Below are 20,399 nucleotides of genomic sequence, written 5' to 3' on the forward strand. Positions count from 1 at the left end.
ACTATCTTTGCACATGGCAATAAGAAAGAACTCCACCCCCCACCTGGATCTGTCACACAAATTTTTTGGAGAAGGGCTGACCTTCGATGATGTTCTGCTGGTTCCTGCTTACTCGCAGGTTTTACCCCGCGAAGTAAATATCAAGACCAGACTCACCAAAAGTATTAGCCTGAATGTCCCGATGCTCTCAGCAGCTATGGATACAGTAACTGAAGTCAACCTGGCCATTGCACTGGCCCGGGAAGGCGGTATCGGTATTCTCCATAAAAACATGAGTATTGAAAGGCAGGCCGAACAGGTTCGCAAAGTAAAAAGAAGTGAAAGTGGCATGATTATCGACCCGGTAACCCTGCTGGAAGACGCCACAATCAGTGACGCCCTTCGCCTGATGAAAGAAAATAAAATCGGTGGTATACCCATCATCGATAAGAAGAATAAACTGATGGGGATTCTCACGAACCGAGACCTTCGTTTTGAAACCGTTCGCTCTAAAAAAGTGAGCGAAGTGATGACGAAAACAAACCTGGTTACTGCACCCGAGGGCACCGACCTGAAGAAAGCGGAAAAAATCCTGCAACAATATAAGATCGAAAAATTACCGGTGGTTAAAAAAGACGGCACATTAGCCGGACTGATTACTTACCGCGATATACTGCAACTGCAAAGTTTCCCGCACGCCAATAAAGATGGTTATGGCAGGCTGCTGGCAGGTGCCGCAATTGGCATTACCAAAGATATGCTCGACCGAGTTGCCGCCCTGCAGCATGTAGGCGTTGATGTTATTACCTTAGACAGTGCCCATGGTCATTCAAAAGGGGTTATAGAGGCCCTTAAAAATGTAAAAAAGAATTTCAAGACACTCCAGGTTATCGCCGGAAATGTGGGTACAGCAGAAGGCGCAAGGGCGCTGGCAGAAGCCGGAGCGGATTGTGTAAAAATTGGAATTGGCCCGGGGTCTATCTGTACAACGCGAATCGTTGCAGGATCCGGTGTTCCACAACTCACGGCTATCATGGAAGCCTACAGCGCATTAAAGCCATTAGGTATTCCGTTGATTGCGGATGGTGGTATCCGTTATACAGGCGATATGGTGAAAGCCCTTGCTGCCGGTGCCGATTGCGTAATGATGGGTAGTATTTTCGCCGGTGTGGAAGAGAGTCCGGGTGATACCATCATTTATGAAGGCCGAAAATTCAAGGAATACCGTGGTATGGGATCTATTGGCGCCATGGCCCAGGGTTCCAGCGACCGCTATTTCCAGGATGTCGAGGATGACATTAAAAAACTGGTACCAGAAGGCATTGAAGGCCGGGTAGCCTATAAAGGATACCTTAAAGAAGTGGTAGCACAATTTGTAGGCGGACTTCGGGCTGGTATGGGTTATTGTGGTGCCAAAGACCTGGAAACCCTGCAGTCTTCTGCACGCTTTACCAAAATCACCAATGCCGGCATGCAGGAAAGCCATGCTCACGATATCGATATCACAAAAGAAGCACCGAATTATTCCCGTAAATAACCAGTTAGCATAACCTAACCAAATGGTTAAATAGCAGACAGTTTGAATGGTTATCTTTAACCATTCAAACTAAAATGCTGTTGTCTTGAAAAAGCTGCATCCCGTTATTTTATCTGTTTCATCCGGATTATTGTTAGCAGCCGCATGGCCGCCTTTGCCCACTACCTTACTTATCTTCCTTGCTTTTATACCACTTTTCTTCCTATTGGAAAAAGGACTGTCCAGGTTTCGTTTCCTGGGCTGGGTTTACATTTCTATGATCATATGGAATTCGATCACCACCTGGTGGATGTGGAATTCCACTGGTCCGGGTTCTGTTGCAGCTATTGTAGTGAATAGCCTGTTCATGTGTTTACCCTGGCTGGCGTTTTACAATGCGCACAAAAGACTGGGACCCAAATACAGCTACTGGACTTTCATTGCCTGCTGGATGACCTTTGAATATATACATCTCAACTGGGAACTCAGCTGGCCCTGGCTTACACTTGGGAATGTTTTTGCAACCCGGCCCGAATGGGTGCAATGGTACCAGTTCACAGGAACAAGTGGCGGATCATTATGGGTTTTGGTTATTAATGTTCTGCTTTTCAAAAAGGTACTTTCTGCAAGCAGTAACCGAAAATTACTTAAAAGGTCCCTGCCTTTGTTTCTTATAGCCACAATAGGTATTCCACTGGCTTTTTCCTATATGGTAAGAGCTTACAATATGCAATTGGATGCCGCTGCTAAAGGTAGTAAAACCCTAAATAACATTGTAGTAGTCCAGCCCAATATCGATCCCTACCAGAAGTTTGAAACCGGCACCCAGGAAGCCCAGTTGTCAACACTGATACGCCTGAGTGAAGCCGGCATTGACAGTAATACGGCCCTGGTAGTTTGGCCCGAAACCGCTATCAATTTGCCTAATGGTATTGAGGAAGACAGTATCAGGAAAAATTACCTGGTCAATCCTGTGTGGGGATTCCTGAAGAAGCATCCCCATGTAAAACTATTATCCGGTGTTGAAGGGTACCGCATGTACCGGGGTGGGGAACATACTGTTTATTCAAGGCAAATACCTAACACAGATATATGGTATGATGCTTTTAATACCGCTGCAATGCTTGATTCCACGGGAATCATTATGCGTTACCATAAATCAAAGCTGGTACCCGGAGTTGAAATGCTGCCCTCCTTCCTCCGTTTTATGGGTCCCTGGTTTGAGCAGTTTGGTGGCACAACGGGTGGATATGCCAGGCAGGATGAAAGGACAGTACTAAAAGATCCCTCAAATAGTTATGCCATTGCTCCGGCTGTTTGTTATGAAAGCATATATGGTGAATTCATGACCGGCTTTATAAGGAGGGGCGCCAATATTATTTGCATTATCACCAACGACGGTTGGTGGGGAAACACCAGCGGGCACAAACAACACCTGTCCTATGCGCGGCTGCGGGCTATTGAGAGCAGGCGTTGGGTAGTACGCAGCGCTAATACCGGCATAAGTGCATTTATTGACCCATATGGAGAAATCCTGCAACCCCAGCCCTGGGCAACGGAAGCGGTAATTAAACAGGCTGTTCCTGTTCGTGACCATCTTACTTTTTATGTAAGGTTCGGGGATATAATCTCTAAAATTATGATTGCATTGGCGATTATATTGTTGGGTTATTCCACCTTTGTAATGGCCACCACCATAAGAAGGAAAAAAACGGCAATATGATGAATTATAGCACTATCGGAAATGGTCAACCGCTGGTATTGATTCACGGCTTTGGGGAAGACAGCCGTATCTGGGAGCAGCAGGTTGAAGTATTGCAGCTTTCTTGCAGGCTGGTCATTCCCGATTTACCGGGAGCTGGCAAATCGCCTTTAACATTACCCTTAAGCATTGACTCAATGGCTGATGGCATTTTGGCCATTTTAGATAAAGAGAAGATAGAAAAAGCAATAATCATTGGGCATTCTATGGGTGGTTATATTACCCTCGCCTTTGCTGAAAAATACCCAGGCAGGTTAAAAGGATTCGGCCTTATCCATTCTACGGCCTATGCCGATAACCCTGTTAAAAAGGAAGCCCGGTTGAAAAACATTGAATTTATCCGGCAACACGGTTCCGCTACTTTCCTTGCCTCGACCTTTCCCAACCTGTTTGCCTTAAAAAACAGGTCGGCAATGGTGAAAACCATAGAAAACCTGGCTTGCAGCAATGCTTATATACCATCGGCGGCACTAATTGCGTTTACAGAAGCTATGATGGCCCGTCCGGATCGCCGGGAAATACTCCGGAATATAAAAATCCCGGTACTTTTTATCGTTGGGCAGGAAGACCAGGCTGTTCCCTTTGCTGACAGCATGCAACAGGTCTATCTTCCTGATTTGTCCTATATTCATATACTCAAACAATCCGGCCATATGGGCATGTTAGAGGAAAATGAAAAATGTACCCAAGCCATTTTGCAGTTTGTGCAGATGGTGCGGTGAGCAGCTATAATTAGACATATGAAAACATGCGGCTTACTACTTCTTGCTTTTCTCGCTGCAATTACAACTGCAAATGCTGCGCATATCCGCGGAGGTGAAATAACCTACAAATACCTGGGCCCCGGATCCGACGCTGGCACATCAAAATATGAACTGACCCTTAAATTATACGTGGATTGCCGGGCGAATAATCCAGGACAACTGGACGAATCCATAAATTTCACCATATTTGATAAAGCAACCGGTGGGTATGTTTCACCGGCAGTCTTTGCGCCTTTTACTTCGGAAAGATATATTCAGTATGACCCAAATTCCAATCCGTGTATCCTTAACCCGCCAAGGGATATTTGTTACCGTTTGCGATTCTACCAGGCAACTGTTACACTAAAGAATTCAGCACAGGGATATACCGTTGCTTTCCAGCGCTGTTGCCGGATTGCTGATATTATAAATGTTGCAGGAAATAGTGGTAATACCGGGGCAACCTATTCCTGCGAAATCCCTGGTACTGATGTATTGGGCAATGCACCAATGAATTCAAGCCCGATTTTTAATCCAAATGATGCCATTGCAATCTGTGCCGGCTCTGCATTTACTTTTGATTTTTCGGCAACTGACCCCGACGGGACAGATGTGATGGTTTATGCCCTTTGCGATGCTTACAAGGGTGGCGGTACCACTCCAGGTGAATGCACCAATTGTACTTCACCTTCTCCAACTTCAAATCCCCCATTTGAAAAAATTTCTTACCGGCAGGGGTATTCAGGAGCTTCCCCTCTTGGTCCCAATGTTAAAATTGATGCGAAAACCGGTTTGTTGTCGGGATTTGCGCCAAGGGTCGTTGGACAATATGTGGTTACCGCTTGTGTCAGTGAATACCGTCAGGGAAAATTGATTAATACCCACCGCAAAGACATCCATATATCCGTATCGGATTGCCAGCCCCTGAAAGCTGTGCTGGATCCTGATTACCATTTTTGTGACGACTTCAACGTAACCCTGCAGAACGGCCAGGTTAATCCGTCTGGCTCTACCTATATCTGGAATTACGGGGATGGAACCAAGCCCGATACAGTAAAAACCGCATTGGGCCAGGTGCAACACCAATACGCAGATACCGGGACCTATACAGTAAGCCTTTTCATTTCCCTCGCAAATGGCCAATGTATTGACCAGACAACTACGCTTGCTAAAGTGTATCCCGGATTTTTTCCTGGTTTCCTGAAAACGGGCTCCTGTTTATTAACGCCATTTAATTTTATTGATACAACTAAAACCCGCTATGGCAAGGTAGATAAATGGACCTGGGATTTTGGTGATGAAACAACAGATGCAGATGTTTCCAGCTTGCAGAGACCAAGTTATAAATACAATTCTCTTGGTATAAAAGCCGTTACGCTCACCGTTGGCAATAGCTTTGGTTGTTTAAAAACAGTTTCAGAAGAAGTCGAAGTGAGAGACAAGCCCTCACTGGTACTGCCCTTCAGGGATACGCTTATTTGCAGCATCGATACCTTGCAATTAAATGCCACTGGTCCGGGTACCCTGAACCCTCAATACAACTGGACTCCCCTTTACAATATCATTACCCCGAATAGCCCTAACCCATTAGTATATCCGAAAACTAATACATACTATACCGTGAGGCTTTCAGACAACGGATGTACGGCGGTTGATTCAGTACATGTGCGTGTAGTAGACCAGGTAACATTAGGTGTCAGCAATGACAGCACAATATGTTTAACTGACCCGGTGCAATTGCATGCTTCCGGAGACGGATTGAAATTCTCCTGGACGCCAGCTGCTACACTTAACGATGCAAGCCTTCCTAACCCGATTGCAACACCAACTGCCACTACAACCTATACAGTAATAGCCAGTATTGGAAAATGCAATAAATCAGCAAGCATTGACATAAAAACTGTTCCTTATCCTCTGGCTCTTGCTGGTGACGATGTGGTAATTTGCTATGATGATACAGTTGCGCTGCATGCAACCATTTCCGGATCGGCTTTTAGCTGGTCGCCTGCAAGCACCCTGATTGGAGCTAATACTACAGACCCCCTGGCCCATCCTTTGCGTTCTACAAAATATACCCTGACGGTAACGGATAATATCGGTTGTCCCAAACCAGGCATAGACACTGTTACTGTGTTTGTTAAGCCGCTGGTAAAAGCATTTGCCGGAAATGACACAGCTATTGTTATAGGTCAGCCCCTTCAATTGCAGGCAACGGGAGGCGAAATTTACAACTGGAGCCCCGGTACGGGATTGAATTTCACCAATATCTCCAACCCGGTTGCAACGCTATCGAAAAACCAAACCTACTCTGTACGTGTCAGTACTATTGAAGATTGCTTCGCTTTTGATACAATCAACATCACTGTATTCACAACAAATCCTGATATTTTTGTTCCCAACGCCTTTACTCCTGGGGGGGCTACAAATAATATTTTCCGTCCAAAACCAGTAGGTATATCAAACCTTGATTATTTCAGGGTTTATAACAGGTATGGTCAAATGGTGTACAGCACTTCAGAAGTTGGACGGGGCTGGGATGGAAGGATTAGCGGAGTGATGCAGGGCACCGGTACCTATGTGTGGATGGTTCAGGGAAAGGATTTTACCGGAAAAACGATTACCAAGAAGGGTACAATGGTGTTGATAAGGTAAAGAAATGAATTGTGAATGGGCAAGTAAAAAAAGAATAGAGATTCCATGAAAAATATAGTGTTGGTTACTGGTGCAACCTCTGGTTTTGGGAAAGCATGTGCAGAGAAATTTGCAGCAGAAAAGTATGCGGTAATAATTACAGGTCGCAGGCAAGACAGGCTGCTCCGTTTACAGCAGGAAATTGAATCGAAATACGGCGTCGCCTGCCTCCCCCTTTTATTTGATGTACGCGACAAGAAAGCAGTTTTTGACATTATTCAATCTATTCCTGAAGAATGGCAATCCATTAATATCCTTGTTAATAATGCAGGGTTAGCCCTGGGCCGCGATTACTTTGAAGAAGCTGATATGGATGATTGGGAAACCATGATCGATACCAACCTGAAAGGCTTATTATATGTAAGCCGGGCCGTCCTGCCTTTTATGATCAAAGCTGGTGTAGGTCATATCATCAATATTGGTTCTATTGCTGCAAAGGAAGTGTATGAAAAAGGAAATGTTTATTGTGCCTCCAAATCTGCCGTAGATGCTGTTTCACAGGGTATGCGGATTGATTTGTTACGACATGGTATAAAGGTAACCGCAATTCACCCTGGTGCAGTGGAAACGGAATTTTCCCTGGTTCGTTTTAAAGGAGATGCAGAAAAAGCTGATGCAGTTTATGCCGGCTACAAACCCCTAAATGCAAAAGATATAGCCGACACAGTATGGTATTGCGCTTCATTGCCTGCACATGTTTGTATTAACGACCTGGTGATTACATGCACCGCCCAGGCGAACGCTACTATTACTTTGAAAAAATTCAGTTAGTGCAACTGCTATTAGTTATAATACCCTTTATCGAAATCCGATAATTACTGTGCCAATGAAATCCTTATTTGCAATCCGGCCCGGGTTGTTGTAATTGGCGCCGAGGTTGAGATTTTGGGCTCTGTCCGGCGCTGGTCGAAGAACAACCGAAGGTTGATGCGGTTATTCAATACGTAATCGATGGATGGCGAAATGGTGATCACCTTTTGACCGGCGGTTGGAAGTGCGGTCTCCTGATCGAGACGGCTATTTGCCGTGGCATCATCCCGCAAACTAAAATCCAGCTTTACACTCAGGTCATTCGACAATTCCTTGGCAGATTCTTTCATACCCGGCAACTTAAATTTAAAGGGCATTTTCAAACCTCGTGTCCTGTAGCCGATGCCAATAGTAAATTCTTTTGACCTTGCTTCACTCAACTGAAAATCTATAAGACTCAGGCTGAGCATACGGCTTTTTTTGTATTCAAACCTCGCCAGAAGCTGGTTTGTAAATTGCATGTCGATATCAATCAATGGGGCGAATGCTTCTGAAATGGTAATATTCGGCACCAGGAAATAAGGATAGAAATTTCCAGTAGCAGTATCTATGAATCCAGGCGCATTATAGCTCAACGGATCCTGGTACAAGAGATTATTGTTAAAACTATTCATTCCCAGGGTGCTGTTATAGCCATGGGTAATAGTAACACTGGTAAAGGTTTTTTCCAGGCCCGGAATCCGCGTCAGTCCTGTGTAACTAAGCCTCCAGTTCGGCATAGGAAATATACCCTGGAATGGATTTGAACGCACATTGGAATTTTCTTCCTTCACAAGTGGAATGGTATGGGGATCTTTATTCGTGTATGCTGCAATAAACGATGGGATCAATACATCCTGCGAATAGCGGCCATACCCGGTATAATAACCATCTGGTAAAAACTTTTTGTTGTCTGGCAATTCATTCCAGTACTGGTTTTGCTCTGCATTCCTTTGTGAAAGGATGATCCTGTTATCCTCGAATCGCTTAAAGGTCTCCGTTACCTCATTCGGCTTGAATTTTCCAAACAAAGTCTGGAATGAAATAAAAGTTACACTAAATGAACCTGCAACGTATGGGCTAAGATGTGCAAAACTACCATTGCCCACAGTGTCTTTATACAATTCAGAATAATTTTTTCCAAAGGTCTTGTCGAGGTTTATATCAATAACAAGGTCCCTCACCGGAATTAATTGTGCAGTTATACTTAACCGTTGGTTAAAGTCCTGCCGGTTCAGGTTATTAAGCAGCGGATTAGTTGTAATAAGGTTTCGATGTGCCAAATTATTGATGAAACTGGTATCAGGCTGCTTACCAAATACAAATCCCCAACCCGGCGCATTGGAAGACGGGTTCATACCCAGTATTTTCGTACTGTCGGTATAACCAGCCAATGCGGTAGTTCCGATCTCACTATACTGAATACTAACCCTTTTTACAGAAATAATTAATCTGCCAATAACTTTTACAACTGTGGGCAGTTGTGGCAAATCATTCGGATCACGCTTTACTTTTTCTTTCTTCCTGCCACCGTTTGTACTATCAACTCCTTTCTTAGACGCAGTTGGTGCGGGCGCCGCAGGTGCTGCATCCCAGTCCAGCGCACGCAGGTACCTCGACTTATTATATAACCTCGTAAGATCCATTTCGCTGGTAAGATTTTTCTCCTGGGCATTGCCTACAAAATTCCCAAGGCTTTTCGCAAACGGATCAAGTGAGGCCGAAAGCCAGTTATAGCGGGCCAGGTAGCCTATACGAACAGTTGTCCAGTCAAGTATTGGAACTTTGGCCGTCGGCAGGGTATATGTAAGGTTTGCCGTATGGTCATAGGTAACATTTCTTCCACCCTTCCAGAATAATCCCCACATTTTCTTCTTCTGTTCCTGGTCAAGCCTACCCGAATCTTCATCCACCCTTGCACGGTTAACTGCAGTGAAATCAAAATTCAAGGACCGGGTTATATCCCAGCGTAAATTATAATAACGGTCAAACGTGAAATACTTGTCATAAGTTTCGGGTATAACACCTTTGGGTCCGCCTACATTCCTTGGCCTTATGGCTCCGAACTGCCTGTTCACATCACTCCGGAAACTCAATAAGGATGGGGCATAATTAATATTAAAATCCTTCACCAGGTCCAGCCATTTTGAACTGTTTTTCATAGACTTCTTGAAGGGTTCCCAATACTTTGGCGTCGTTGTGAAATTATAACCCAGCCCTGCACGGTGCCGGCTCATTTCTTCTGATTCTATCAATGGACTATACCGCTGTGTTTTTGTAAGTGAGTAACTGACATCAAAATTTTCAAGACTGTATATTTTTTGTTTCTTACCATTGGTATTCACCTTTCGTACGTTGGTGAAATTGATGGTTTTGGTGGTTGTTAAATCAATTGATTCCTTCCTGATAGAATCGCGGTTTGATCCAGCCGCATCCAATTTACTTTTTAATTTTACATCCAGGTCATAAGGGTCGAATTCAGGCGTTAGTACAACCTGGGAATATCCAGCATACACAGGTATAGAAATGCCTGCCTTTGCCGGCAACAATTTACCTAATTCCAGATTTGTAGCAGCATCAAACTGGGTGAAGTCTTCCTTGCTCCTTTCATTTGCGCGCTGTTCCAGGTTACCAAAACCTACACTGCGTGCAGCGCCGGATAAAGACACAGTACCGAGATCGGCCATTTTAATATCCACCCTTCCGGTTGCAGCCCATCCCAGGTTTTCATTGATTTCTGACAACCGTAATTCATTAAACCATGCTTCAGTACAAACTGTTCCGGTTGTATTGTTTACTATACCCAGGAACATTCCCCGTACTTCACCCATATTGGGATTTCCAAAAATCGCATACGTTTTACCGTCAGCATCAGTTTCCTTATAATAAAGATTGGGTTGGCCAACATTATTCCTGCGGATCTTCAGGTCGATAAGTCTCTGTATAGTAAGATCGAGTTCATTTTCCAATGGCCAGACAATATCGGCTTTCGCATCAGAGTATTGGCCTTCCGGTGTGATTTTAAGGGGAATCCTCACTTCATAGTAGTTACCAACAAAGTCATTCCCGATCCGGATAATTGCAGAAAGGTCATTGTCCTTCACTGCCGGTGAACCAATAACACTTTCAGCATGCACAAACATTTTCAATTGTCCGTACTGACGTAAATCAAGGTTCAGGGTTTTGAAAACGCCCCGGCCTTCACCTCCTTTTAGTCCGCATAACTGTATGCTCATGGCCTGCTCATTTTGCTGGATGTTCACATTATTATTACTGCGTTCCTGCACACGCTGAATGCCCGGAGGAATCACATAGTTCACCGGCCTCCGACTGGCATTCTCTTCAATATTCACAGCAAGCACATTAAAACTGGTGGTATTATTCGCCGGCAGGGGTTTATAAATTCCTGTTGTATCCAGTTCAAAAGAAAAGCGACGCCACTGGTTCCTTACCAGCTCCAGTTTGGCGAAACGGGTTACAATTGAATCTTCAAACCCGGTCATGAACATCCTGATAAAACGGATAGATTTAAAATCGGGAATTTCGCCAACCTTTTTTTCATAGTCAGCTACGGGAATACGGAACAAATACCATTTCTGGTCCACCCCATCGGAAGTAAACTCCCTTTTATCTGTGATATAGTTTTGTCCAACTGTTAAACTTTGCGGGGTAAGCTGCACTTTATACTGGAAATATTCCTCAAGTTCATTCAGGGTATTATCGTGGTTAAGGTCTTCCTGGTCTGGATACAATGTAAATGCTGTCGTTACTGTTGAATTATTATCTGCAATAGGCGAGTTACCATGCGGATTATTGATCGCTTTATAGCGTGCAAGTATGTCTGCTTTTGTATCGTCGTAAGACTGGTCACGGTAGTTCTTGAAATTATCATTTGAAGGGTCTTTCTGGGCAATTTGGTATGCTTCTGAACCTGTACCAAAATTTGCTGCTAACTGGTTTAGGTAACCATTGAACTTCCTTCTTTCATCATCGTCATTCAATCCGTCGAATCCAACATCCTGGTAAGGCCGGTCTGACGGGTCATTGCTGAAAGCAGTGGTCACCTGGATCGGGTTATTAGGTACCCTTCCCCATTTGGTGGAAGAATCTACTGCTGCCTGGATATTTGGTGTGGGTAACCCGTTTTCGAAAAAACGCCGACCATCTTTTAATACGTCTTCAGATACGTTACCGAGGTTAAAATAAAGCTGTCCACCCGGACTATTAGGTTGTTTTAAAAAAGGATCCTGCATCCAGAATTCAATAAATTCCACATTACCGGTTTCAAAGTCAACCTGGTCCAGTGCACGCATAATACCACCCCATCTTTTGGAGGGGTTCAGCAGTTTTCCGTTCGGCGCAACACTACCCTGACGTGCGTCAAAATTATATGGCCCTCTTTCTGTTGGATAAAATGCCATATCAAAAGTAATCAGCTGGGCAGTTCCATAGTCCGGTGTTTTAGCAGGAAACAATTGCTGCTGCAAAATTGCCTTAATCCTTGGGTCGGAATAATCCTGGTAACCTGATACAGGGTTATTAGGCGACCGTTTATCCTGTAAAGTGGGTTCAATATTGTACCATGAAAATTTAGCGCGGTTAAATCCATAGGCAAGGGAATCTGTATATGACCCCTCCGGAAAAAGTCCGTTGCCCTGGGGTGTTGAGGCAATTGACCAGTTTATCAATGGAAAACGCAGGTCAATTGTATTTCGGGTTCCTTCAAAATCATCAATATATATCAAGCCAGAGCCGCCTTTTCCAATTTGCGGTGCATGGCCGGGTTTCAGGATTGCACCTTCCCCATAAGCCGTTATTGTACTCATTTGGTTGGTGGTATAAAATGGGATCTTGTCGAGCCAGCGGGTCAGGCGGGGTGCTTCTGCATGGTAACTAAAATCCATTCCGTACATTTTGTTACGGATGGGGTCTTCATTATAATTCATCTTGGTAAAAAATGGTTGCTCACCAAGCCCCACCATTTGTCCGCCAATGGTTAACGATTCCTTCGCAGAATTTTTGATCTGGTAATCCCAGCGCAGGCCCATGTAATTCCGCTGCTGGACACCGAATGTGGCATTGTTTTCAAATTGCACATTCACTGGTATGCCCGAATTCAGGATTGCCTGGTTAATAATCTTTACCGACCCGAGGTTATAATCAACTATATAATCGATGCCCTCCACCAAGTTTCGGCCGCCCGCTGAAACGCTTACAGATCCTTGCGGAACATTAAATGCGCCCAATGAAATATCCGTAGAAGCCTGCCCCTTGGCAGTTCCGCTAATGATGTAACGGTCGAGATTGGCATAGGTTTTGGCAATTTCCTTAATCGTATCGTAGAGTGGTTGGAAGATATACTTATCGCGAAGTTCCTGCGATGCGCCCTGGAAGGCGATACTGTCCAGGTCGCGGCCAAAAGGTTCGAGCAAAGGGAAAATAACCCTTGCCTGGTTGGAGATCATAGTATACCCTTCAATATAGTCAAATACACCATCAGGTTGCGGGTCGCGGTTATTATTCAACCGGTCGAGGTTAAGTATAGTAATCAGGGGCACCCCGGTTTTCGGCCCTTCCGGCAAATACCTTTTTGTACCCAGGCTGGGTTCTTCATATAATACGTTCAATTTGAAATCGGTGGGCTGTATGCTGGAAATATAGCCCCCATCGCGGGTACGCAATGCATACACGTTTTTCATCATCAGGTCAAAAATGGGCAATACCGTTCTTTGTGATGTTGCTTTAAGCAATTTCAGGAACAGCACTTTGGGGTTACCTGCAATAATTGCGGTGGTATCAGGGGGTATATCCTGAGAAAACTCACCTACCTGGTATATTTTCCCATTGTAGGTATATTGAAAGGCAACGCCCAAAACTTCATCGGACTGAAGCGGCTGGTTCAGGGAAATGAACCCCACCTGGGGATTAAAGTAATAATCTGCTGGTCCCAGTTTCCGGGCAAAGGTCTTTTCAAAATCCTGCACGGGTTTCAGGCCAAGGCTGGCCAGTTTGGTGGTCACCTGAGCAGAATTCCGGCTGCTCGGATCGCTTATCAGTGCGTTATAGAGCCCGTTAACTGTATTGGACGGAAGGATTTCGGGACCTGGTGTTGCAGGATAATTATAAGGATTTTTTTCACCCAGGTCGGCAAGGGCTACCACATCACGTGTTTCAGTAGTAGCGCCGGTCCGGTTTGTCACCCACACTTCAATACGCAAAATATTGGTCAGGGAGTTCACCGCAGGAAGGTTACCCATTGCCTTATTAAATCTCTGCCTGAAATATTGCGCCAACAAGAAGTGCCGGTTCTCTTCATAGTCATCGGCTTTAAATTCGAACTGGGTTGTGGCGGCACCACCAATTAATCCCAGCGATTGCCGCTGGGCGCGCTGGTTGGCCAATACTGTAGTAATAAATAATTTACCAAACTGCAGTTGGGTTTTAATACCAAACAAAGACTGTGCACCTGGAATCAGGGATCCTTTAGTGGAAAATGCTACGTTACCAGCTTCAACGCGCTTAATAATTTCATCGGATGTACCGGTATAATCGAGCTTCAGCTGATTTTCAAAATCAAAATTGGCCTGGGTATTATAAGATATCGGGAGTTTCAGTTTACTGCCCACATTACCAAGTACACTCAGGTTGGCATTCATATCAAAGTCAAATCCACCGCTTTTGCGGGCCCGCTCGGGAAGTGTCGGGTTTTTTATATTTTGTCCCTGGTATCCTGCCGTGATATCCACATTGCCCTGGGGCCGGATATCAATTTTTCCATTACCGAAAATGCGATTGAAAAAAGACTCCGAGATATTAAGTTTGGGCTTGATCCTTTTCCGGTTCAATTCACTAAGCACATCTGCCCTTTTTCGGAAATACTCCTCCTCCTGTTGTTTGGCGCTGAAACGGAGGTATTCCTCAAAACTCATATAGGTTGGGGTACGGTAATATTTGTTGCCAATTTTTTCAATAATAAAATATTGGCGGGTAGCGGGATCATACTCAACTGTCCTTTTGAGGTTCGATGGGTCTTTCAGGTCGAAAGGGTTCCGGTTGGGCTCTCCAATCGGGTCTGACCTGCGGTCTTTAAGAGGAAAGGGCAAAGTATCGAGGGCCTTTTGCTTTGTGGGATCTTGCTGCCAGGTATGCGCAAACGCTAATTGACTACTACTGAATAAGGTCAGCAGCAGCATAAATATCCATCGCACACAACGGTTCAAATGATTGCCCACAGTCTTTTTCCCAGGTAATTAGTTAAGTAGAAATGCTACTATAGGCTTAGAGATTTTTAAGTGCTGATTTAATAATGTCTTCAACTTTACCGGACTGCTGGTTGCCACTGAGTACTTTGCGGAGGGCCATTTCAGCAGCCGGACGTGCAATACCCAATGCCAATAAAGCATTTAACGCATCCTGCTCAGCTGTATTGCCTGAGGAAACTGAATTATTCACTTCCAGCGACTGGCGGGTAAGCTTATCTTTCAATTCCAATATTATCCGTTCTGCCGTTTTTTTGCCAATACCTTTTACAGCCTCTAACTGACGGGCATTCCCCTGGATAATAGAACGGGAAATTTCATCAGGTTTCATGGAAGAAAGCACCATACGGGCTGTTGATGCACCAACCCCATTTACACCAAGTAATAAAAGGAACATTTCTTTTTCTGCCGGTTCTGCAAAACCATAAAGGATATGTGCATCTTCCCTGATATGAAGATAGGTAAACAATTGTCCCTGTTTCTTCTCCTGTATGGCCCCATAGGTATTTAATGAAATAAAAACCTCATATCCTACACCCTGTACATCAAGGTGCACATAGGTTGGTGTTATTAAACTGAATTGTCCCTTCAAGTAAGCGATCATAGGTGCAAAATAAACTATTCACCACTTGCTACCAACTACCCTGCCAAAGCTTGTTGAGGTTACCATCAAATTGCCTTAATTTTGGGCGCTTTTGAAATTTAACGCATGACCAATAAAATTACAGCCGCCATCACTGCTGTTGGCGGATTTGTTCCTGAAGACAAGCTGACCAATTTTGATTTGGAGAAAATGGTGGACACCAATGATGAATGGATCCGCACCCGTACTGGCATTTCAGAACGCCGCATCTTAAAGGGTGAAGGGAAAGCGACTTCAGACATGGTGGTTCCTGCGGTACTTGACCTTTGCCGGAAAAGAGGCATCGAACCATCAGAAATAGATTGCATGATAGTGGCAACCGTCACCCCCGATATGGTTTTTCCGGCCACTGCAAATATTGTTTGTGATAAAATTGGCGCCATAAATGCCTGGGGATTTGACTTAGGTGCCGCTTGTTCCGGATTTCTTTTTGCCCTGACAACAGGCGCTTCTTATATAGAAAGCGGCCGCTATAAAAAAGTTGTGGTTGTAGGCGCTGATAAAATGAGTGCCATCATAGATTATACCGACCGTAATACCTGTGTGATTTTTGGAGATGGTGCCGGTGCCGTTTTACTGGAACCCAATACTGATGGATTTGGTGTTTTAGACAGCATCCTGAAAAGTGATGGCAGCGGCAGGCATTACCTGAATATGAAAGCAGGCGGTTCCGCCCACCCTGCGTCTATTGAAACCGTAACAAACCGGCAGCATTTCGCTTACCAGGAAGGAAAAACTGTTTTCAAATTTGCGGTAAAAGGGATGGCCGATGTAAGCGCTGAATTATTAGAACGAAATAACCTCACTGGTGAAGACATTGCCTGGCTGGTACCCCACCAGGCTAACCTGCGCATTATTGATGCAACAGCAGCCCGAATGGGACTGGACCACGACAAAGTGATGATCAATATCCAACGTTTTGGCAATACCACAGCCGGAACAATTCCACTTTGCCTTTGGGAATGGCAAAACCAGCTCAAAAAGGGCGATAACCTTGTTTTAGCTGCTTTTGGCGGGGGCTTCACCTGGGGTGCCACACTGGTGAAGTGGGCCTACTAGAAAGGTTCGAAGGGGTTTGTTTTTTCTAAATCAGCTCTCCTCCTCATAATACAGTTTGTAAAACTTCTTCCCCGTTTCTTCGTCATAGCCACGTTCAATAAGATCACGGCGTCCATGGATATAAACGTGAAAATTCTTGTCCAGCTTTAAAACAGTCTTAAAAAGCCTGGCCTGTTTTTTCAAGGCCATCCCGTTAATATCGAAACTTTCATCAATTGCATAATTACGGCTAGCTTCAAAATTTTTTTTATAGTCCATAAATGTATCAACCACATCGGGGTGATGGATCACTTCATCTGCAAATTCCTGCAAATTAAACTGCTCCCTGGTTTTGAAATAATCCATGGACTTATTCAGCAGGTCTATCTGGTCAGATTTTGACACATCGAATTTTTCAGCATACTCATTTTCAATGAACAGTTTACAGAGACCCAGGGCCTGGTTGGTATGGTGATAGCTATCAGAATACGGCTTAACCTGCAGGAAATCATTTACCCAGTATTGTGTGTCCTGCTGTTTATTAGTATTATCCACTACACATACCTTATACCCGTCATTTTCATTGGTACGGAAAACCAGGCAGCCTTTATCAAGTTTATTGATATTGATGCCGTCTTCGGCAGAAAGTTCCCAGCCTGAACCATGCGCAAAAACTTTCAGGAAGGTCTCCTTGGTTTCTGACTTGAAAATACCCAGTGCTTTTCGCTCCTCGCCTTCAAAAGATATTTTATCAAATAATGCCACATAAAGTTCCCCTTCTTTAACCCGGACATGTGTTGATTTCTGGTATAGGAGCTGGGCCAGGTAAACTGATTGCTGCTGAAAGGAAGCCGGGTCATCGAAAACCTGCTTCACATAAGCATATACTTCATTCATATCCAGGTTACTGATATGGGTAAAATGGTAGCAGTCATGTTCATTGAAGGGCGCCAGGAAATAACGGCAGAGCAGGCCACGTACAATTTCATCGTTCAGGGTAAGGGCGTTGGCAGATAGCTTCAGTTCTTCTCCGCGGGTTGGATTGCCAATTTTATGAACAATGGCTTTTTCTAAGGTAACAGCATCGATTCCGGTCATGGCGCGAAGATAGCTTCTTTGTCATTTCTTTCCACTAAGGTGCGGTTCTCCTGCAATTCCTTAAAGCGGCTCCGGAATCGTTTGAAGGCTTCCCATTCCTGGAATGGCTGCAGCGGATAACCCGGATTTCCAAGAGTGGTATGCTGTAGCAAAGATTGGTTATGGAAAAAGCCAACAGAACCCCAAACGATCCTGTCTTCTTCTTTAGGGGGATAAACAATTTCATATTCCTCCATACAAACCAGCTGGTCATTATCAAGATAAAATACTTCCTGGTGTTCGAGGGAATCAACAAAATAATGCACTTCAAAAATAATTACTTTTCGGTCTTTCAGTGTATAATGCCAAATCTCATTAATCCGTCGGTTCGCGGGATTGAATTTATTGAGCCGGAATGTGTATTGTGACATCAGGGAAAGGCTATCGGCAATTTGCACCACACGATCAATTTTCGCGCGCCAGTCGGCCGCCTGGGCAAATGAAAATACTGGCAGGAAAACAAATCCTGCAGCAATAATCCATGTACCAGGATACCGGTATGATTTGGGCCTTTGCATATAATAGTACTGGATTAGAAGTTACGAAAAAATGAGGAATTATTCACCCTTCACTTCACGCGCCCAATGTACAAAATCAGTTTGCGGAATTGCATTCACCTCTAGTGAACGAAGCATGGTCACCAATTGCCCGCGATGATAAGTGCCATGGTTGAAAAGATGGGCGATAACCTGGTATAGTGGCTGTTCAAATTTATCGCCCTTGCTATTGGAATATTCGAACAGGCTGTGCAGTTCTTCTTCGCCGGTTTCCTTTACCCATTTTTCCCATGCAGCGTCCTGTGCCAATAAATGATCAATTAATTCTTTTGTAGTCCCAGAAAAATATTTCGAAGGAATATTAATTGGGGACGCTGCCTGCACCCTTTGCCACCAAATACTATCTGCATCCCACATATGCAGCAAAGTTTTATGCAGGGAAGGGAAACTTCCCGGAACAGTCCTGGTAAAGTTTACAATATCGAGGGTCAGAATGCAGTCAGTTAATTGTGTATTGGCCCAAATATTGTAAGCAGCAAATTCCTGTAAGAGCGACTTCATGGTTTTGAGTTAAATTTGGAGATTCTCTTAAAATTAAAAGTTGTTTACCGAATGGCGAATAAACAGTTTAAAATGACCGGAAAGGGTTCTGTAGCAGTACATGGCGGCAATGAACCTGATCCCAAATATGCCCATCTTACGCCAATTTACGCGAGCTCCACATTTTATTTTGACACTGCCCAACAAGGCATGGAAAGATTTGCCGGCAGCGATAAAACCCAGATTTATTCCCGTTGGGGGAACCCCACCCATACTGTGGCGGAACAAAAGATCGCGGCCCTTGAAGCACATGGACTAAGCAACGAAAAAGGGGAACCGCTTGAGCTCAAAGCTTTATTACATGCAAGCGGACAAGCAGCAATGACTACCCTGTTCATGAGCAATCTTTCTGCCGGGGATGTTGTGCTCACACATTATTCCCTCTACGGAGGCACCCAGGAATTGCTCACCAAAGTTTTGCATGAAAATGGCATATTAACCATCATTGCCGATCTGCGCGACCCCATTAAGGCAGAAAAAGCAATGCAGGAAAACCCGGCCATCAAAATGGTGCATATTGAAACTCCTGCAAACCCGACCCTTCAATGCATAGACCTTGAAATGATTACCAACCTTGCCAGGCGATATAAACTGCTGGTAAGTGTAGATAATACTTTTGCCACGCCCTACCTGCAGCAACCATTCAGGTATGCAGTTGATTTTGTATTTCACTCCACTACGAAATTTCTAAACGGTCATGGAACGGCGATAGGTGGCGTACTTTTAGGACGCGACCTCTCTTTTATGGCAGGCAAGGCCTGGAAATGGTATGCATTATTGGGGGGCAATGCCAACCCATTTGATGCTTACCTGCTCACACAAGGAATGAAGACCCTGGAATTGCGGATGGACCGGCATTGCAGCAATGCAATGGCAGTAGCACAATACCTTGAAAAACATCCTGCCATTGAGAAAGTCATTTATACCGGTTTAAAATCCCATCCCGATCATGCTGTGGCCATGAAACAAATGCGCCATCCGGGTGGTATGTTAAGTTATGAATTGAAAGGTGGTGTAGAAGCAGGAAAAAAATTCATCGACCGGCTGCAATTATGCACCCGGGCCGTTTCGCTGGGCACAGTAGATACATTGATTTCTCATCCTGCTTCCATGTCGCACGCCGGCATCCCTAAAGCTGAAAGGGAAAAATATGGCATTACCGACGGACTCATCCGAATGAGTGTAGGCATTGAAAATATTGAAGATATCCTGGAAGACCTTCGCCAGTCACTGGAAGGATAAGCCGGTATTCACGATTTACTATTCACGATTCACACCTCCCTCCCCATGATCTCTATAAGAAAAGCAACTCCAGAAGACTGTCCAAGGCTACTCGAACTTATCCGGGAACTTGCCTATTATGAAAAAGCCCCCCGGGAAGTAACTGTTACCCTGGATCATTTCATCGATAGTGGTTTCGGCCTAAACCCTGTTTGGTGGGCCCTTGTAGCTGAAGTAAATGGCAGGATTGAAGGGTTTGCTTTATACTATATACGGTACAGCACCTGGAAAGGCCAACGCATGTACCTGGAGGATCTTTTGGTAACAGAAGCCATGCGGGGAAGAGGATTAGGCAAAATATTATTTGACCAACTCATTGAAGAAGCCAGGGAAAAAGGATTTAATGGTATTTCCTGGCAGGTGCTGGACTGGAATGAACCGGCAATTAATTTTTATAAAAAATTCCCCACCAAATTTGATGGGGAATGGATCAATTGTTCCCTGGAAATTTGAAAAGCAATTTT

13 protein-coding genes are annotated in these 20,399 nt (G+C 44.5%); 8 read left to right on the plus strand and 5 right to left on the minus strand.

Annotated elements, in window-relative coordinates:
* Window positions 1-13 precede the first annotated feature (13 nt).
* From guaB to LAQ65_RS08425, 5 genes are all read left to right on the plus strand, one after another.
* Window positions 14-1,516: an IMP dehydrogenase gene (guaB, locus tag LAQ65_RS08405; protein WP_224116505.1), complete on the plus strand. Its 1,503-nt coding sequence runs from the start codon at window positions 14-16 to the stop codon at window positions 1,514-1,516.
* A gap of 85 nt (window positions 1,517-1,601) precedes the next feature.
* A complete protein-coding gene (lnt, locus tag LAQ65_RS08410; protein ID WP_224116506.1) occupies window positions 1,602-3,218 on the plus strand; it encodes an apolipoprotein N-acyltransferase in 1,617 nt (538 codons plus the stop codon).
* Window positions 3,215-3,979, plus strand: coding sequence for an alpha/beta fold hydrolase (locus LAQ65_RS08415; protein ID WP_224116507.1), 765 nt, complete (start codon window positions 3,215-3,217; stop codon window positions 3,977-3,979). The genes lnt and LAQ65_RS08415 overlap by 4 nt, the downstream gene beginning before the upstream one ends.
* An 18-nt stretch (window positions 3,980-3,997) precedes the next feature.
* A complete protein-coding gene (locus LAQ65_RS08420) occupies window positions 3,998-6,652 on the plus strand; it encodes a PKD domain-containing protein (RefSeq protein ID WP_224116508.1) in 2,655 nt (884 codons plus the stop codon).
* Between the two features lie 45 nt (window positions 6,653-6,697).
* On the plus strand, window positions 6,698-7,462 hold the full coding sequence (locus tag LAQ65_RS08425; protein WP_224116509.1) for an SDR family NAD(P)-dependent oxidoreductase: 765 nt from the start codon (window positions 6,698-6,700) through the stop codon (window positions 7,460-7,462).
* A 44-nt stretch (window positions 7,463-7,506) separates the two neighbouring features.
* On the opposite strand, the gene sov is transcribed toward LAQ65_RS08425, so the two are convergent.
* Entirely contained in the window at window positions 7,507-14,688 is a 7,182-nt protein-coding gene (gene sov, locus LAQ65_RS08430; protein ID WP_224116510.1) for a T9SS outer membrane translocon Sov/SprA, read from the minus strand.
* Window positions 14,689-14,758: 70 nt separating this feature from the next.
* Complete coding sequence (gene ruvA / locus LAQ65_RS08435; protein ID WP_224116511.1) at window positions 14,759-15,343, minus strand: Holliday junction branch migration protein RuvA; 585 nt, start codon at window positions 15,341-15,343, stop codon at window positions 14,759-14,761.
* A 105-nt stretch (window positions 15,344-15,448) separates the two neighbouring features.
* Between ruvA and LAQ65_RS08440 the strand changes: the two genes are divergently transcribed.
* The gene (locus tag LAQ65_RS08440; protein ID WP_224116512.1) at window positions 15,449-16,441 is read left to right on the plus strand and encodes a beta-ketoacyl-ACP synthase III; all 993 of its coding nucleotides are present in this window, start codon (window positions 15,449-15,451) and stop codon (window positions 16,439-16,441) included.
* Window positions 16,442-16,471: 30 nt separating this feature from the next.
* Here the strand turns inward: LAQ65_RS08440 and LAQ65_RS08445 are convergent, their stop codons facing one another.
* From LAQ65_RS08445 to LAQ65_RS08455, 3 genes are read right to left on the minus strand one after another with little or no spacing between them, the layout of a single operon-like run.
* Window positions 16,472-17,518 (minus strand): nucleoid-associated protein, encoded by a 1,047-nt coding sequence (locus LAQ65_RS08445; RefSeq protein ID WP_224116513.1) that lies wholly within the window; start codon window positions 17,516-17,518, stop codon window positions 16,472-16,474.
* Entirely contained in the window at window positions 17,515-18,075 is a 561-nt protein-coding gene (locus LAQ65_RS08450) for a hypothetical protein (protein WP_224116514.1), read from the minus strand. Before LAQ65_RS08450 ends, LAQ65_RS08445 begins: the two co-directional genes overlap by 4 nt.
* Before the next feature lie 39 nt (window positions 18,076-18,114).
* Window positions 18,115-18,615 carry a DinB family protein gene (locus LAQ65_RS08455; RefSeq protein ID WP_224116515.1) on the minus strand — a complete coding sequence of 167 codons (501 nt, stop codon included), beginning with the start codon at window positions 18,613-18,615 and terminating at the stop codon, window positions 18,115-18,117.
* Between the two features lie 51 nt (window positions 18,616-18,666).
* Here LAQ65_RS08455 and LAQ65_RS08460 point away from each other — a divergent pair, with 51 nt between their 5' ends.
* Together LAQ65_RS08460 and LAQ65_RS08465 are read left to right on the plus strand one after the other, a co-directional pair.
* Window positions 18,667-19,896 carry a trans-sulfuration enzyme family protein gene (locus LAQ65_RS08460; RefSeq protein ID WP_224116516.1) on the plus strand — a complete coding sequence of 410 codons (1,230 nt, stop codon included), beginning with the start codon at window positions 18,667-18,669 and terminating at the stop codon, window positions 19,894-19,896.
* Between the two features lie 45 nt (window positions 19,897-19,941).
* Window positions 19,942-20,388 (plus strand): GNAT family N-acetyltransferase, encoded by a 447-nt coding sequence (locus tag LAQ65_RS08465; protein ID WP_224116517.1) that lies wholly within the window; start codon window positions 19,942-19,944, stop codon window positions 20,386-20,388.
* The last annotated feature ends 11 nt before the right edge of the window (window positions 20,389-20,399 follow it).

The sequence above is a fragment of the Flavihumibacter profundi genome (genome assembly GCF_020076305.1).
In the GTDB taxonomy this organism is placed as follows: Bacteria; Bacteroidota; Bacteroidia; order Chitinophagales; family Chitinophagaceae; genus Flavihumibacter; species Flavihumibacter profundi.

Bases quoted from the DNA above. Each gene is read 5' to 3' on its own strand.
- LAQ65_RS08440 (WP_224116512.1), top strand. From the start codon at position 15,449: ATGACCAATAAAATTACAGCCGCCATCACTGCTGTTGGCGGATTTGTT.
- LAQ65_RS08465 (WP_224116517.1), top strand. From the start codon at position 19,942: ATGATCTCTATAAGAAAAGCAACTCCAGAAGACTGTCCAAGGCTACTC.
- LAQ65_RS08460 (WP_224116516.1), top strand. From the start codon at position 18,667: ATGGCGAATAAACAGTTTAAAATGACCGGAAAGGGTTCTGTAGCAGTA.
- LAQ65_RS08425 (WP_224116509.1), top strand. From the start codon at position 6,698: ATGAAAAATATAGTGTTGGTTACTGGTGCAACCTCTGGTTTTGGGAAA.
- LAQ65_RS08415 (WP_224116507.1), top strand. From the start codon at position 3,215: ATGATGAATTATAGCACTATCGGAAATGGTCAACCGCTGGTATTGATT.
- LAQ65_RS08445 (WP_224116513.1), bottom strand. From the start codon at position 17,518: ATGACCGGAATCGATGCTGTTACCTTAGAAAAAGCCATTGTTCATAAA.
- guaB (WP_224116505.1), top strand. From the start codon at position 14: ATGGCAATAAGAAAGAACTCCACCCCCCACCTGGATCTGTCACACAAA.
- LAQ65_RS08455 (WP_224116515.1), bottom strand. From the start codon at position 18,615: ATGAAGTCGCTCTTACAGGAATTTGCTGCTTACAATATTTGGGCCAAT.
- ruvA (WP_224116511.1), bottom strand. From the start codon at position 15,343: ATGATCGCTTACTTGAAGGGACAATTCAGTTTAATAACACCAACCTAT.
- LAQ65_RS08420 (WP_224116508.1), top strand. From the start codon at position 3,998: ATGAAAACATGCGGCTTACTACTTCTTGCTTTTCTCGCTGCAATTACA.
- LAQ65_RS08450 (WP_224116514.1), bottom strand. From the start codon at position 18,075: ATGCAAAGGCCCAAATCATACCGGTATCCTGGTACATGGATTATTGCT.